The organism is Pseudoalteromonas sp. McH1-42 (assembly GCF_022347845.1).
Taxonomy (GTDB): Bacteria; Pseudomonadota; Gammaproteobacteria; order Enterobacterales; family Alteromonadaceae; genus Pseudoalteromonas; species Pseudoalteromonas rubra_D.
The window spans coordinates 25,201-39,348 of sequence record NZ_JAKRFU010000008.1; the positions used below are offsets into that span (position 1 = coordinate 25,201).

Here is a 14,148-nt window from a genome sequence, read left to right on the forward strand (position 1 = left end):
TTCTACTAGATACACTTAGCCGGTTTTGGTAAACCGGCTATTTTAGTTGCTTGCTTTGCCGGGCCTTTAGGGAAAAGTTTGTATAAATAAATACTCTTGCCTTTGTCTTCCCCTAACTTCTGACCAATGGCCTTAACCAACATGCGAATAGCCGGGCTGGTGTTATATTCTTCATAAAAGTCGCGAACAAAGTTGACAACTTCCCAGTGGGCATCCGTCAGTGTTATATTCTCTTGCTCCGCCAGCAGCGGTGCCAGTTCTTTCTGCCAGTCCTGATGATTCAGCAGATAGCCTTCTTTGTCTGTTTCGATCTGTTTATCTTGAAAAACGAGCATAGTTACCACGTAATTGTTTTATGACATTGCTCAACCAGCGTGATCCACTGCTGGTCGTCGAGCGGTTCGATGTTATCCAGTGCGCTGATACCTCGGGCCTGTGCACAGACACTGAGCATACAGGTATGATTTGCACTTAATGCTCGCCATGCAAGTTGATCATAACAGGCATCTCGAGTGAGCAGTAATACGTCTTGCTCACCGAGCAAGGAGGCATTGAATGTTGCTTTGTAGTAGCTCACTGGCTTGGAAAAAATATGTAATGTGGGGAGGCTCATAAACTTACTACCTTGTCTTGCTGCTGAAGGAGTGCTTGCTGTGCATCCAGGGTCAGGAGTTGCGCATCAATGTTTAAGTCGTCAGTAGTCAAGTCAAACTGGCTCATAGCCTCGGCACACACGTAGATTTGTTCAACGTCATAAATTTCTAGTGTTTTTAGCTGCTTAAAGTAATTTTTCATACCCAGATGAGACGCATTATTGCCTGCCTTTAGCGCAAGTACCGCTGGGCCTTTGAATAGCCAGGACACATTTTGATCCAGTGCGGCAAAAATCAATGCCATATCTAACCCTTCCCGGATATTAGCGCCATCAAAGGGAGCAGTGTGATTGATCACAAGAATGTTTTCGCTCATTTGAACTGCACCCATTTATCTGCTTTGGTTGCCAGCATGGCAAACTCTGCCAATCCGGCAACTTCAAATGGGCCACAGTGCGAGGTGTCTAGGCCATATTTTTCTGCAGCTGTGACACACAGTTTGAGTGCAATGCCTGCATCATTCAGCGATTGCCATAGGTGAGTTGGCTGAAGTTCATCACTGGCAAGGCGAAAATGTTGGCTGGCAAACAAAACGGCCTGTTGGTAAAGGAAGATACAGTCGATCTGGTGATCTTGTGCCTGTAAAGCATTAGCAAACCGCACCAGTTGTTGTAACGCATCATGATCGCTGACGTTGCTGTGAAGGGAAAGTACGTATTGACTCAAAAGTTACTCATAAAAAAAGCCCCGAATGGGGCTTATTTTAGCAAACTGAGCGTATTAGTCATCACTTGAACCAAGTAGGGCCAGGATAGACGTGAACAGGTTGTAGATGCTTAGGTACAGACTTACTGTTGCCAGGATGTAGTTTGTTTCACCACCGTTTACGATGCGGCTTGTGTCATACAAGATGAAACCAGACATCAGTAATACAACAGCGGCGTTAATCGCGATAAAGGCGATTGAGCTGCCGATGAACAGGTTAACCAGGCTAGAAACAATTACTACCAGCATACCTACAACAAGGAAACCGCCCATAAAGGAGAAGTCTTTCTTTGTTGTTAGTGCGTATGCAGACAGGCCAAAAAATACTAAAGCAGTTGAACCCAGGGCCTGAGCAATCAGTAAACTGCCATTTGGCATTGCTGCATAGTGGTTAAGCAGAGGGCCCAGACCAAAGCCCATGAGGCCAGTGAATAGGAAAACCAGACCAATCGCTGAGCTCGAGTTCGCTTTTTTCTGGATCACGAACAGTAGACCGAATGCAATTAAAGAACAGACAAGACCGGTGAAGCGCGGTAGTGCCATAGTCATAGAGATGGCAGCAGTAATCGCACTAAATGCCAGTGTCATTGCCAGTAGGAAGTAGGTGTTTTTAAGCACCTTGTTAGTTTCGACCGTCGACATAGCCACTTTTTGGCCAGTGTACGAATGATTGAACGCCATTTTCAGCTCCTTATTAGAAACATTATGTTCCGAAAATTATTCTAGGCCAAGATTACCAAGAGTTAAATCGCTCGGCAAACCTTTCTGGTTTAGTAGACCCTAAAACTATGTTAAAAGTTCTCTAACTCCCGATTTTTGACCATAAAACCTCCCAATGAGTCCGATGTTTGTACAAATGAAGTGAATTTTAACCAATTAAACAAAAAAGCGAAAAAAAAGCTTCACAAGGGGGCCGGGATTCTCTAATATTCGCCCCGCTGCGGAGAGATGGCTGAGTGGTTGAAAGCACCGGTCTTGAAAACCGGCATACGTTAATAGCGTATCTAGGGTTCAAATCCCTATCTCTCCGCCACCTAATTTTACGCAAGTTTGCCTCTGATAATTCACAGGTGAATCGCGACAATCTGATTTGGAGAGATGGCTGAGTGGTTGAAAGCACCGGTCTTGAAAACCGGCATACGTTAATAGCGTATCTAGGGTTCAAATCCCTATCTCTCCGCCATATTAAGGCCGCAAGTTTATCACTTGTGGCCTTTTTTCTTAGCATCACCCAAAGCATGTCTTAACCAGAGAGCCGCAATGCCCTTTTTACATAGCGTTTTGCCCGGTGTGTGCAGGCATTGATTGCATCAGACGCTTTGCTTGCCACTTCGTTTGCCTCCACAGCCTGATAGCCCTTCAAGCCAACGCGTATAGTACATTGAAATTGTTGCTGGGTTTGCGTCTGGTTTTCATCCGCTAAAAGGAACACTTCAACTTTGTCTATTTGACCTGCATAGCGGCCAAGCATCAGCCTTACCTGCGCATCTACGTAATTATCTTCGGCCTCTGTCGTGTCACTATGGGATGAAAACACATCTACCCACATATTTTGCTCTCGTTGGTTAGTATTGTTGTAAATAAATTCGGTACATGTCCGAATGTCGCCTTCACATGATCGTTTTACCTCTGCTACCGTATCAATCGAAAAGAATTAAATGAAATCGTTTGTTCTATATACTACAGTTCGGATTATTCGAAGTGTTATCGAGTTGGAGAAAGCACTATGCAGGATGTTATTAACTACAAACACTTAAAATACTTCTGGGCGGTGGCGCATGAAGGCAGCATCGCTAAGGCCAGCGCAAAGCTGAACATAACCCCACAAACCATCAGTGGTCAGTTGTCCTTGCTGGAAGAGCGGGTTGGCAACGAGCTTTTGCAAAAAGAGGGGCGAGGCCTGCGGTTAACCGACACGGGCAGAGTCGTACTACGATACGCAGATGAAATATTTGAACTTGGCAACGAGTTGAGTGACGTTCTGAAGGGCAACAATGCGGTGGGGCCCGCCGAGTTCATTGTTGGGGCGTCGAGTGTATTACCCAAAACCATAGTACACAAAATTATCAAACCAGCTATGCATATAGAGCAGGAAATTAGACTGACCAGCCTGGAAGGGCCGGTAGACAGCATGCTTGCCGATCTAGCCGTTCATAAAGTGGATTTGGTGCTAAGTGATGTGCCCGTGACAGGGGCGTTTAGTGTCAAAGCCTATAACCATTTATTGGGGGAAAGCGGTATTATGTTTTTGGCGGCACCGGCATTGGCCCGGCAATATGAGAAGAACTTTCCAGCATCGCTTAACAGCGCGCCTTTATTGTTGCCAACACAACAACATGAAATTCGCAAAGAGTTTGATTTTTGGCTGAGTGACCAGAATATTCACCCTAAGATCGTAGCGCAGTTTGATGACAGTGCACTGATGAAGTCGTTTGGTCAGTCAGGTCTGGGGCTGTTTTTTATGCCCAGCACGATTGCTGACGATGTGTGTGAGGCATTTCACGTGCGCCCGGTGGGTGAACTAACGCAGGTTAAGCAAAAATTCTATGCAATATCAGCGGAACGTAAGATCCGACATCCAGCAATTGCAGCCATTTTTAACTCGGCAAAATCGGCGCTATTCCGATAAATTACGCTTGCACAGTGCAAGAAGATCACTTTTTTGGCCGACTTAAAGTTCGCTTTTTTCGATATTTTAAAGTCAATAATTCGAGTTTTACATATCATTGCGGCACCCTAGTATGGTTTTAGTACAACTAGTTCCCGAGGTGTTTTATGCAAGATCTGAAAGACTGGCACAGTCAACACTCAGAAGAAGTACTCAAGCAGTTCGAGGCCGACCCGGAGCAAGGCCTATCTTTGCAAAAGGTTGACAGGCAACAGGCCGAGTTTGGGCTTAATGCCATTACTAAACATGATGGAGACGGACCAATCAAACGGTTTGTCTTGCAGTTTCATCAGCCTTTGGTCTATATCCTGCTCTCGGCAGTGGTGGTTACGCTGGCGCTTCAGGAGTGGGTTGATGCCATCGTTATTTTTGCAGTAGTACTGCTCAACGCCATTATCGGCTTCGTGCAGGAATCCAAAGCAATCAATGCTATCAATGCTTTGTCTGGCAGTATCAAATCTACCGCTACCGTGATCCGGGATGGGGTGAAAATGACCATTCCTGCCCAACAACTCGTGCCCGGCGACATCGTCCTGCTGCAAGCTGGCGATAAAGTGACTGCGGACATGCGTCTTATCAAGGTCAGAGACTTACAGGTCGATGAGTCGGCGCTGACTGGGGAGTCAGTCCCTGTTGAAAAGAACCTTGAGGTGCTTGCCAAAGAAGCCTTGCTGGGAGACAGGCAAAATATGGCGTTTTCTTCGACTTTGGTTGTATACGGCACGGGAGTTGGTGTCGTGACGGAAACAGGCGATAACACTGAAATTGGTAAAATCTCCGAGCTGATTGCTACCACGCCAACACTGGATACGCCACTAACCAAGCGCATCAAACAATTCAGTCATGTATTGCTGTACGCAATCGTTGGTCTCGCGGCCATTACTTTACTGATAGGCTACTTGCATGGTCAGCCATTGCTAGAATCATTTATGGCGGCAGTTGCTCTGGCTGTAGGCGCAATTCCTGAAGGGCTACCTGCGGCTGTGACTATTATGCTGGCCATTGGCGTCTCTCGCATGGCTAAACGTAAAGCCGTTATCCGTAATTTGCCAGCGGTTGAAACGCTGGGGAGCACCACGATCATCTGCTCCGATAAGACTGGAACCTTGACTAAAAATGAAATGATGGTGGAGCGCATTTACAGTGGTGGAAAGCTGTATAGCGTATCTGGGAATGGCTATGATCCGGAGGGCGTTATTGGGAGTAGTGATGCGCAACCGCTTGTCACCGAGCCGAAAAATGAGCCTGCCTTATCTGCCACACTCAGAGCCGGCGCGTTGTGTAATGATGCGCAGTTAATGGCGCCGGACCAGGACAATTCACAGTGGCGGATCAGTGGCGACCCAACAGAGGCGGCATTATTGGTGTCAGCTCATAAGGCGAGTATGTCACTAGGCAGTCTCAACGCAAAACGCATCGATTGCATTCCATTTCAATCTGAATATCAGTATATGGCGACACTGGACGAAGTTGACAGTGTCCAAATGATCCACATGAAAGGCTCCATTGAGAGTATCTTGCCCAAATGCCAGTTTATGTTAAATGACCTGGGCGAGGAAATTGGGCTTGATTTGGACGCCATTGAGCAAGAAGCTGAACGACTGGCTGCAAAAGGTTTACGTGTTCTGGCATTTGCCAGTAAAACATCACTTGATGCACAAACCTCTCTGAGCCACGAAGATGTTGCGCAGGGTCTGGTTTTTCTCGGGTTACAGGCAATGATTGACCCGCCTCGCCCAGAGGCCATAGAGGCCGTTGCCGCCTGTCACCGAGCCGGGATCCGGGTCAAGATGATCACTGGCGATCATGCGTTAACTGCCACCAGTATCGCCAAGCAACTAGGCATTATACAGCCACAAGGTGCGGGTAAAACCGTCACTGGCTATCAGTTAGGTGATTTGTCTGAGCATGAGTTTAGTGACATTGCCAGTAATAATGATGTGTTTGCCCGGGTTAGCCCGGAAAACAAGCTACAGCTGGTGAAATCGCTACAAGCGGAAGGTCATGTCGTGGCGATGACGGGCGATGGAGTTAATGATGCCCCGGCGCTCAGACGAGCTGATATCGGCGTTGCTATGGCATTAAACGGCACGGAAGTGGCAAGGGACGCATCCGATATGATGCTGACTGATGACAACTTTGCTACCGTGCGGGCGGCGGTTGAGGAAGGTCGCGGTGTATTCGACAACCTCAAGAAATTTATTGTCTGGACGCTTCCCACCAATGGTGGTGAAGGATTAGTGATCCTGCTGGCAGTGCTGTTGGGCGTTTCATTACCCTTATTACCGGTACATATCTTATGGGTTAATATGACGACAGCCATCTTACTTGGTCTGATGCTGGCTTTTGAGCCTCGCGAAAAAGGCATTATGGAGCGCCCGCCTTATGATCCGAATGCCCCCATTATAGATAGAATATTAATGTGGCGAATTTTGTTGGTGTCTTCTTTGCTATGTATCACTGCATTCGGTTTATATGAACTCGAGTTGATGTGGGGTGCAACAGAAGCGCAAGCGAGAACAGTTGCAGTCGCTATGTTTGTGGTGGGCGAAGCATTCTATCTGTTTAACTGTCGCTCTCTGGACCGCTCGGTGTTTTCTGTCGGTTTGTTCTCAAACCGTTGGATCTGGATAGGTATCGCGCTCATGATGGCGCTACAGTTATTGTTTACCTATCAACCTCTGATGAATGACTGGTTCCAGAGTGCGCCTATCTCACTGGAAGCCTGGCTACGAGTTATCGCCTGTGGCTGGTTCATCTCTCTGATTGTTGGGGTTGAGAAGCATTTGCGTAGCAAAAGCACAGATGCACAGGCGACCTCGGATCCAAACACTAACAGAGTGAGTGAATCGGTATGAACTCAAAGACGCATTCTTACAATTCAGACAAACGGACCTTGCTTATCCGGGCATTGATCTTCAGCGCACTGTGGTTATTACTCACTAAAGGGGCATGGTCCTCTTGGGTAATAGGTATTGTCGTTGTCCCTGTGTCTGTCTGGATGAGCATGCGTCTTTTTAATGATACGTCACGCAATACTGCAAGGAGCAATGGAAAAGTTGTAACAGGGCAGTTCCATTATGTTCGCCTGCTGCGTTTATTGCCGTATTTTCTACTTAACTCCTTGAAAGGAGGAATACAAACCGCGCGCCTGGCATTTGCACGTCGCGTATCCATGCAACCGGGTACTGTACTGTATCCACTGCGTTTGCCACCGGGTCATGCACAGCTGTGGTTTATTCACCTTATCAGCTTACTGCCAGGCACATTGAGTGCACAGCTCAGAGGAGACTCTTTGTTAGTGCACATGTTAGAGGTCACCGAGGGCAATTATAAGGATGTGATTGACTGTGAGCAAAAAATCGCCTACTTGTTTGATTTAGAAATAGATAAACAAGCTGTGCCAGTTATGAAGGAGCAAAAATGAGTGAGTATTTAAACTGGATGGTGACCGTTCTAACCCTGGTTCTATTAGGTGGGCTTTGGCGGCTCTGGCTGGGGCCTTCTAAACTGACTCGGATACTTTCTTTGCAGCTGTTTGGCACGGTGGGAGTGGCCATTTTGGCTCTGCTGGCCGTTGTCTACCAGCAAAGTGCTTTGTTTAATGTTGCGTTGGTTTTGGCTTTGCTGGCGCCGACTGCGACTGTCATTCTGGTAAAAATGGGGGATACCAAATCATGACCTTGATTGACTGGTATAGCGCGTTGATGGTGGCACTGGGTGTATTTTTCTTTATTGCCGGGTGTGTTGGTCTGTGGCGCTTCCCTGACGAGTTATCAAAGCTGCATGCGCTGACCAAGGCCGATAATTTAGGGTTGGGGTTTGTTGTACTGGGCGTGATCCCTCAGGTTGCAGAGATTGCCGATGCCATTCAGTTGCTGGTGATCTGGGTTGCCGTGATGTTGGCCGGCGCGGTGTCTTGCTATCTGCTAGCCAGCCAAACGCAGTCTCAGCAACTGGAGCAGTCAGGCGTGGATGAGCACCAAACAGGAGGAAACAAATGACAAGTGGTGAGCTGATTATTGATCTTCTATTGGGCTGTGGCGCCGTGGTGACAGCAGTACTGTGTCTCACTGCGAAAGACTTATTCCAGGCCATTTTGCTGTTTATCAGTATGGGCTTGTTGGTTACTTTAGCCTGGGTACGATTGGGCGCGTGGGATGTCGCAATCGCAGAGGCGGCGATCGGCGCTGGGTTGACTGGAGCTTTACTCATAGCAACACGCAGACAGCTCAATCAATAGCATGGATTTGAATAATCACAGGGGGAGCTATGTTTAATGACATTACGCTGGCACGTAACGCGGAGCAGCAAGCAGGACTATCTGGTGGCGTTTTGTTTGTTGTTGGGTTAGTGGTTGGTTTAGTTTGCCTGTTTCTTGTCTTTGCGCTGATTGACGCTCCGGTGGCAGAGCAGCCGCTTGTTGCTTTGGTCGCCTCTAACCTGGAGCAAAGCGGCGTTCAGAACCCGGTTACGGCGGTGTTACTTAACTTTCGCAGTTATGACACCTTACTTGAAGTCGCTGTGTTGTTGATTGTCGCTCTGGCGGTGATGCCAGCAAGTGAAAAACAAAGTAACCAAGCCTTTGTTACGGTATCAAAACCTGCACAGCGCAGCTTGGTGTTAGAAGCATTTTTGCGCTGGTTGTTGCCTGCAATCGTAGTTACTTCCGGATATTTACTCTGGACTGGGGCTGCTTTGCCTGGCGGAGCGTTTCAGGCCGGCGCGCTGCTGGCTGGGGCTGGCATTTTATTATTACTGGCCGGGCATCACAGCTTTAACTTTAATGCACAGATAGCGCGTGCGTTGTTAGTGGTCGGCTTGGCGGTATTTTTATTGGTTGGTGCTGCTGTAATGGTATCGACTGGCACGGCACTGGCCTATCCGATTGCCTGGGCTGGCACTTTGATTCTGATAATTGAAGTGGCGGCGACGTTAACCATAGCCGCTATTTTGGTTTCGCTGTTCTGCGCACTTCATGTTGCGCCTCAGCAAAAGACGGCTCGGTAAAGGGGGATCGTCCATGACACAAGCGCTGGCCTATAGTGTATTTGGTATTATTTTGTTCGGCATTGGTTTGTTTGGCGTGTTAGCGATTGCGCATGTCGTTAAAAAAATCCTGGCGATCAACATTTGTGGTGTGGGGGTTTTTATGGTGTTTATCGCTAATGCCTCATCCGGCGCATCGCCTGACTTTGTGCCTCATGCAATGGTTTTGACTGGGATAGTAGTGGCCGTTGCAGGCACGGCGTTAGCTTTGTCTTTGGTATGCCGGATCAATGCTCTTGAAAAGCACGAGGATGATGCCTGATGCCCTTATTTGATATGTCCACGTTACTCCCTTTGCTGGTGGCTATTCCCCTGGCCGGTGCGATTGTCTCTGTGTTACTGAGCACGAAATATGTTCAAGTGCTAACCGGACTACTGACAGCAACAAGCTTGTTGCTGGTAATGGGGCTTATCTTAGGTGGGCTATCGTTCAATGGTACAGGGGAGACAATTGCTGTCAGATATTCGCTTGCTGGCTGGGCAGCACCTTTGGGTATTGCGTTGAGCCTCGATGGGTTTTCAGCACTGCTCATCACGTTGACGGTCTTCTTGGTCGCGGTACTGACCTTGTATTCAGCTTTTTACTTTGCAGCCTCGCCTGCTCGCGAGCGTTTTTGGCCTTTGTGGTGGCTGCTGGTGGCCGGGATCATCGCATTATTTTTATCTGCCGATATTTTTAATATTTATGTCACGCTTGAGATCATCGGGCTGGCGGCTGTTGCGCTGGTCGCGCTAAGTGGTAATAAGGCTGGCCTGACCGCGGCATTGCGATACCTGTTAGTGGGGTTGTTGGGATCACTTTGTTACTTGCTGGCTGTTGCTTTGTTATATCATGCTTATGGCACGCTGGACTTTTCGCAGCTTGCAGAGCGGGTTGAGTCTAATCCTTTAAGCTGGGCTGCACTTACATTGATTACAGTCGGGTTGGTGCTAAAAACAGCCCTGGTTCCATTACACTTTTGGTTGCCCCATGCTCATGGCAGCGCGCCGGCACCAATCAGTGCGATATTATCAGCGCTGGTTGTTAAAGCGTCGTTTTACTTGCTGGTACGATTCTGGATGGAGATCCTTACGCCTGCCGTGACCAATGATGCGTTGATGTTGTTGGGTGTGTTAGGGGGAATGGCTATTGTCTGGGGGTGTGTACAAGCGCTCAGAGCAAAACGTCTTAAACTGATGGTGGCGTATTCGACCGTTGCACAAATTGGTTATCTATTTTTGTTGTTCCCGCTTTTGATGAGTACGGATGGGGTTTCGGCATCGCAATTGGCTATACAGCATCAAAGTGCACTCGCTGCAGTATCATATTTTATTGTCGCGCATGCCTGCGCGAAAGCTGCAATGTTTATCGCCGCCGGCAATATCATCCATTCACTGGGTCATGACGACATTGCCAGGTTACAGGGCATGGCGAAATATATGCCTTTGAGCTTGTTTACTTTTGCAATAGCAGGGGGCAGTTTGATTGGCTTGCCTCCCAGTGCCGGGTTTATCGCCAAATGGTTGTTATTGAATGTCGCCATAGATACTCAGCAATGGTGGTGGGTTTTGATTATTCTGGCCGGGGGCCTGATGGCGGCACTGGCTATTTTCAGAGTGCTGGACCTGGCATTTATTAAACCTGAACAGGCGTGCGAGCAAAGTACCCCGGACAATTGGCAGAAAGTGCCCGTTGCTATGCCGATTAGTGGTCTGGCTTTGGCACTTTGTACCATGGCACTAGGATTCAATGCAGACCTAATAATTGATTTGGTTGCGATAGGAGGCGGCGAATGATGTGGCAAAGCACACTGCCTTTACTGATATTGTTGAGCGCACTGGTATCTGGTGTTGCGATATTTTTTGTCAGTGACACCAAGCCAAAGCTGAGGAAAACGTTAAACTTTCTAGGGGCTTTTAGTTGTGTCGCGTTGATACTTGTGATGATCTCTGGCGTTTATCAGGGGCAGGTGTTTGAAACGCGTTTGCCATTATTGCCTAACATGGACTTGGTACTTCATGCGGATGCTTTATCTTTATTATTTGTCGCTTTATCTGGGTTTTTATGGCTGCTGACCACGATTTACGCAATTGGATATCTCGAGCAATCACCTAACCGCAGTCGCTTTTTTGGATTTTTTAGCTTGTGTGTGTTTGCGACCATTGGCGTTGCGCTTGCGGGTAACCTAATAACGTTTCTGATTTTCTATGAATTACTCACGCTAACAACCTATCCGTTGGTGGTACACAAAGGGAACAAAGCATCGCTTGCAGCAGGGCGTAAATATCTCATTTACACTATGCTTGGCGGCGCTAGCTTATTGGCCGGGGTAGTGTGGTTAAAAGCCCTGGCTGGATCACTGGATTTTACCGCGACCGGTCTACTGGCTTCTATGCCACATCTCGATCCACTCCATCTCAAAGTCATATTCGCCCTGATCATCTTAGGGTTAGGTGTAAAAGCGGCATTGGTGCCCTTACATGGCTGGCTGCCTGCTGCAATGGCTGCGCCTGCGCCAGTCAGCGCGTTGTTGCATGCGGTCGCGGTTGTTAAAGCGGGCGCATTCGGTATAGTACGGGTCGTATATGATGTTTACGGTGTTGAGTTTGCTCAGGAGCTGGGGTTAACTATCATACTCGCTGTGATGGCTTCGATCACCATAGTGTATGGCTCTGCCCGAGCTGTATTTCAGGATGACCTGAAACGCAGACTCGCTTATTCGACCGTTAGTCAGGTTTCCTATATTGCCCTGGGCACCGCGATTGCCGGGCCGATTGCGACGATCGGCGGTATTGCACATCTGGTTCACCAGGGATTAATGAAAATCACCATGTTTTTCTGTGCCGGTAGTATCGCCGAAACGCTGGGCGTGACTAAAGTCAGTCAGATGAACGGTGCGGGTAAGCGTATGCCACTGACTATGCTCGCTTTTAGTCTTGCGGTGCTGGGGATGATAGGGATCCCACCTGCAGCGGGCTTTATCTCAAAATGGTACCTCGGGACTGGTGCACTGGAAGCTGGCTTTTATTGGGTGCTTGGGGTGCTTATTATCAGTAGCCTGCTTAACGCCATTTATTTTCTGCCTATTCTGTATGCCGCCTGGTTTAAACCGCAACAGGGAGCATGGCCAAAAGAGCAACCGCGTGGGCGATTTGAAACACACTGGATGCTCATGTTGCCACCCATAGTCACGTCGATACTGGCACTGAGCGCAGGCCTTTTCGCGGATGCCCAGTTCAGCCCGCTTAATTGGGTTAAACTGATAGCTGCACGGGAATACGGTAGTGAATTTGTGTCGATCCTGACAGTAAGTTCGCAACAAATCCCCTGGATGTGGTTGGCCATTGGGGCACCTGCACTTTGCGCATTATTATTGGTGCGCAAGCGGATGCACAGGGCGGCACATTGGTTCTTGCCTTTGTCAGCTGGTGTTGCGCTGGTTGCCTACATGATGTCGGCACAAGGCACAAATGCCACTCCCTGGCTGTTTTTTGGCAGCATCATGACATTGAATGAGACTACCTCAACCTTTTTCTTACTGGCTGGTTGTTTATGGCTGCTGGCGGCGGTCTTCGCGGTTAATTTTGCAAAAACTGACAAGCGCAAGGTGCGCTTTTGTTTGTTTTTTCTGTTAGCTATGTGCGGTAACTTCGGGCTTATTTTGGCTGAGGATATCTCTGGCTTTATTAGCTTTTTCACCCTTATGAGCCTGGCCTCTTATGGTCTGGTTGTGCACTTTGATACTGAGGAGGCCCATCAGGCTGGTAAGTCATACATGCAATGGGCGGTGCTTGGAGAGTTATTGCTGTTTACTGCACTGGCGGGCTTAGCGTTTGGTTCAATTGACCCTTCTTCTGCGAGCAATCCCGAGCAGGCTTACCCCGCCTGGGCAATTGGGTTTTTACTGGCGGGATTTGGCGTAAAGGCAGGCTTGTTTGGTCTGCACGTTTGGCTGCCTATGGCACACCCCGTTGCCCCGGTTGCTGCCAGCGCACTATTAAGTGGGGTTATGGTCAAGGCAGGTTTGCTAGGATGGTTGAAGTTTATTCCATTTGGTGAGGTTGCGTTCGCTACTTTTGGCTCGTTGCTTGTTGTACTGGGTTTATTTGCTGCATTTTTTGGTGTGCTGGTTGGGGTGACTCAGGACAACCCCAAAGCTTTACTGGCGTATTCGACAATGAGTCAGATGGGGATACTGATTGCGGCAGTTGGTGTGGGATTGAAGTATCCCGACGTATGGACACTCCTGTTGCCAGCCATAGTGCTATACGCAGTGCATCATGGCCTTGCAAAAGCGGCGCTGTTCCTGTTTGCCGGCATGAATAATAGCCTGGCATGGCAGAAGTATAGTTGGCTATGTTGGTTAGCAGTAATCATTCCGGCGGCTGCGCTGGCTGGGCTTCCACTAACCAGTGGCGCGGTCGCTAAGGTCGCTTTGAAGGATATCGTAGAGCAAGATCTCCTGATGGGAACCGTTTTACCGCTTACTGCAATCGGCACGACCTGGCTGATGATGCGCTTTTTAGCCTTGGTTGGACAGAAGGCTTCAAAAACAGCAGCTGGACAAGCCGATAGACTCCAGTTGGGGGCATTTGGTGCCTTGCTGATACTGGTCCTCGTGCTCAGTTACTTGTTACCCCAATCGGAAGGCGCATGGTCTGGTCAGCTAACTGTGACGGTTTTTTGGGGTGGCATCTGGCCAGTGTTACTTGGTTTTGGTTTGTATATGGCGACGCGTGCGTTCATAAACAATATGGGGGCGTTACCTGCTGGCGATATTAATGTGGCCTACCAGGAAGCGGGTAGCCTGGTACGTCTCGGTGCTGACACCACGGCACAAGGCTTATCGCTGCTTAAAGATGAGCTAAAGCAGACATCCTGGCAGCTTCCCCAGCATGTTGTGCAGCGTAAAATCCGCTTGGTCAGCCTGGCGTTGGCGATATTGCGGTCTATGATGACACCTGGTGTGCTGTTTGCGTTGCTACTGTGTTCGGTGCTGTGGGCTTTGGCAGCCGGTGGATAGCTCTATACGACCAAAGTTGACTTGTGATACAGGTGATTCACGATAACACTGAACATCTCTGTGCAGACTG

At 48.6% G+C, this 14,148-nt stretch carries 16 protein-coding genes and 2 tRNA genes; 12 read left to right on the top strand and 6 right to left on the bottom strand.

Translation table 11 applies throughout. The annotated features are described in order from the left end of the window. Positions 1 to 5 precede the first annotated feature (5 nt). Genes MHN31_RS07790 through MHN31_RS07810 form a run of 5 tightly spaced genes read right to left on the bottom strand, consistent with a single transcriptional unit; the run spans position 6 to position 2,039 of the window. Positions 6 to 335, bottom strand: coding sequence for a TusE/DsrC/DsvC family sulfur relay protein (locus MHN31_RS07790; RefSeq protein ID WP_125559238.1), 330 nt, complete (start codon positions 333 to 335; stop codon positions 6 to 8). A gap of 2 nt (positions 336 to 337) precedes the next feature. Further along, a complete protein-coding gene (locus tag MHN31_RS07795; protein WP_138536624.1) occupies positions 338 to 613 on the bottom strand; it encodes a hypothetical protein in 276 nt (91 codons plus the stop codon). Then, on the bottom strand, positions 610 to 969 hold the full coding sequence (gene tusC / locus MHN31_RS07800) for a sulfurtransferase complex subunit TusC (RefSeq protein WP_138536626.1): 360 nt from the start codon (positions 967 to 969) through the stop codon (positions 610 to 612). Before tusC ends, MHN31_RS07795 begins: the two co-directional genes overlap by 4 nt. Then, positions 966 to 1,319 carry a DsrE family protein gene (locus tag MHN31_RS07805; protein ID WP_125559244.1) on the bottom strand — a complete coding sequence of 118 codons (354 nt, stop codon included), beginning with the start codon at positions 1,317 to 1,319 and terminating at the stop codon, positions 966 to 968. The genes tusC and MHN31_RS07805 overlap by 4 nt, the downstream gene beginning before the upstream one ends. Before the next feature lie 54 nt (positions 1,320 to 1,373). Further along, positions 1,374 to 2,039, bottom strand: coding sequence for a Bax inhibitor-1/YccA family protein (locus tag MHN31_RS07810; protein WP_125559246.1), 666 nt, complete (start codon positions 2,037 to 2,039; stop codon positions 1,374 to 1,376). Positions 2,040 to 2,300: 261 nt separating this feature from the next. On the opposite strand from MHN31_RS07810, the gene MHN31_RS07815 reads away from it, so the two are divergent. Both MHN31_RS07815 and MHN31_RS07820 read left to right on the top strand, forming a co-directional pair. Continuing rightward, positions 2,301 to 2,391 (top strand) — tRNA-Ser (locus tag MHN31_RS07815). A gap of 59 nt (positions 2,392 to 2,450) precedes the next feature. Beyond that, positions 2,451 to 2,541 (top strand) — tRNA-Ser (locus MHN31_RS07820). A 60-nt stretch (positions 2,542 to 2,601) separates the two neighbouring features. Here MHN31_RS07820 and MHN31_RS07825 read toward each other — a convergent pair. Next, positions 2,602 to 2,907, bottom strand: a complete 306-nt coding sequence (locus MHN31_RS07825; RefSeq protein ID WP_239443974.1) for an HPF/RaiA family ribosome-associated protein — start codon at positions 2,905 to 2,907, stop codon at positions 2,602 to 2,604. Positions 2,908 to 3,084: 177 nt separating this feature from the next. Between MHN31_RS07825 and nhaR the strand changes: the two genes are divergently transcribed. The 10 genes from nhaR to MHN31_RS07875 all read left to right on the top strand — a co-directional run bounded on the left by nhaR (position 3,085) and on the right by MHN31_RS07875 (position 14,078). After that, on the top strand, positions 3,085 to 3,987 hold the full coding sequence (gene nhaR, locus MHN31_RS07830) for a transcriptional activator NhaR (protein ID WP_239443975.1): 903 nt from the start codon (positions 3,085 to 3,087) through the stop codon (positions 3,985 to 3,987). A gap of 146 nt (positions 3,988 to 4,133) precedes the next feature. Then, complete coding sequence (locus MHN31_RS07835) at positions 4,134 to 6,884, top strand: cation-transporting P-type ATPase (RefSeq protein WP_239443976.1); 2,751 nt, start codon at positions 4,134 to 4,136, stop codon at positions 6,882 to 6,884. Beyond that, on the top strand, positions 6,881 to 7,453 hold the full coding sequence (locus tag MHN31_RS07840) for a Na+/H+ antiporter subunit E (RefSeq protein WP_239443977.1): 573 nt from the start codon (positions 6,881 to 6,883) through the stop codon (positions 7,451 to 7,453). Before MHN31_RS07835 ends, MHN31_RS07840 begins: the two co-directional genes overlap by 4 nt. After that, positions 7,450 to 7,707, top strand: coding sequence for an MrpF/PhaF family protein (locus MHN31_RS07845; protein ID WP_010386030.1), 258 nt, complete (start codon positions 7,450 to 7,452; stop codon positions 7,705 to 7,707). The genes MHN31_RS07840 and MHN31_RS07845 overlap by 4 nt, the downstream gene beginning before the upstream one ends. After that, positions 7,704 to 8,030 (top strand): monovalent cation/H(+) antiporter subunit G, encoded by a 327-nt coding sequence (locus MHN31_RS07850; RefSeq protein WP_239443978.1) that lies wholly within the window; start codon positions 7,704 to 7,706, stop codon positions 8,028 to 8,030. The genes MHN31_RS07845 and MHN31_RS07850 overlap by 4 nt, the downstream gene beginning before the upstream one ends. Beyond that, a complete protein-coding gene (locus MHN31_RS07855) occupies positions 8,027 to 8,269 on the top strand; it encodes a DUF4040 domain-containing protein (protein ID WP_239443979.1) in 243 nt (80 codons plus the stop codon). Before MHN31_RS07850 ends, MHN31_RS07855 begins: the two co-directional genes overlap by 4 nt. Before the next feature lie 29 nt (positions 8,270 to 8,298). Then, positions 8,299 to 9,036, top strand: a complete 738-nt coding sequence (mbhE, locus tag MHN31_RS07860; protein WP_239443980.1) for a hydrogen gas-evolving membrane-bound hydrogenase subunit E — start codon at positions 8,299 to 8,301, stop codon at positions 9,034 to 9,036. A 13-nt stretch (positions 9,037 to 9,049) separates the two neighbouring features. Beyond that, positions 9,050 to 9,337: an NADH-quinone oxidoreductase subunit K gene (locus MHN31_RS07865; RefSeq protein WP_194868289.1), complete on the top strand. Its 288-nt coding sequence runs from the start codon at positions 9,050 to 9,052 to the stop codon at positions 9,335 to 9,337. Further along, positions 9,337 to 10,851, top strand: a complete 1,515-nt coding sequence (locus tag MHN31_RS07870) for a proton-conducting transporter membrane subunit (RefSeq protein WP_239443981.1) — start codon at positions 9,337 to 9,339, stop codon at positions 10,849 to 10,851. The genes MHN31_RS07865 and MHN31_RS07870 overlap by 1 nt, the downstream gene beginning before the upstream one ends. Further along, entirely contained in the window at positions 10,848 to 14,078 is a 3,231-nt protein-coding gene (locus MHN31_RS07875) for a proton-conducting transporter membrane subunit (RefSeq protein WP_239443982.1), read from the top strand. Before MHN31_RS07870 ends, MHN31_RS07875 begins: the two co-directional genes overlap by 4 nt. Positions 14,079 to 14,148 lie beyond the last annotated feature (70 nt).

Coding starts and splice junctions, on each gene's coding strand:
- MHN31_RS07790 (WP_125559238.1), bottom strand. CDS start 335: ATGCTCGTTTTTCAAGATAAACAGATCGAAACAGACAAAGAAGGCTAT.
- MHN31_RS07795 (WP_138536624.1), bottom strand. CDS start 613: ATGAGCCTCCCCACATTACATATTTTTTCCAAGCCAGTGAGCTACTAC.
- tusC (WP_138536626.1), bottom strand. CDS start 969: ATGAGCGAAAACATTCTTGTGATCAATCACACTGCTCCCTTTGATGGC.
- MHN31_RS07810 (WP_125559246.1), bottom strand. CDS start 2,039: ATGGCGTTCAATCATTCGTACACTGGCCAAAAAGTGGCTATGTCGACG.
- MHN31_RS07825 (WP_239443974.1), bottom strand. CDS start 2,907: ATGTGGGTAGATGTGTTTTCATCCCATAGTGACACGACAGAGGCCGAA.
- nhaR (WP_239443975.1), top strand. CDS start 3,085: ATGCAGGATGTTATTAACTACAAACACTTAAAATACTTCTGGGCGGTG.
- MHN31_RS07835 (WP_239443976.1), top strand. CDS start 4,134: ATGCAAGATCTGAAAGACTGGCACAGTCAACACTCAGAAGAAGTACTC.
- MHN31_RS07840 (WP_239443977.1), top strand. CDS start 6,881: ATGAACTCAAAGACGCATTCTTACAATTCAGACAAACGGACCTTGCTT.
- MHN31_RS07845 (WP_010386030.1), top strand. CDS start 7,450: ATGAGTGAGTATTTAAACTGGATGGTGACCGTTCTAACCCTGGTTCTA.
- MHN31_RS07850 (WP_239443978.1), top strand. CDS start 7,704: ATGACCTTGATTGACTGGTATAGCGCGTTGATGGTGGCACTGGGTGTA.
- MHN31_RS07855 (WP_239443979.1), top strand. CDS start 8,027: ATGACAAGTGGTGAGCTGATTATTGATCTTCTATTGGGCTGTGGCGCC.
- mbhE (WP_239443980.1), top strand. CDS start 8,299: ATGTTTAATGACATTACGCTGGCACGTAACGCGGAGCAGCAAGCAGGA.
- MHN31_RS07865 (WP_194868289.1), top strand. CDS start 9,050: ATGACACAAGCGCTGGCCTATAGTGTATTTGGTATTATTTTGTTCGGC.
- MHN31_RS07870 (WP_239443981.1), top strand. CDS start 9,337: ATGCCCTTATTTGATATGTCCACGTTACTCCCTTTGCTGGTGGCTATT.
- MHN31_RS07875 (WP_239443982.1), top strand. CDS start 10,848: ATGATGTGGCAAAGCACACTGCCTTTACTGATATTGTTGAGCGCACTG.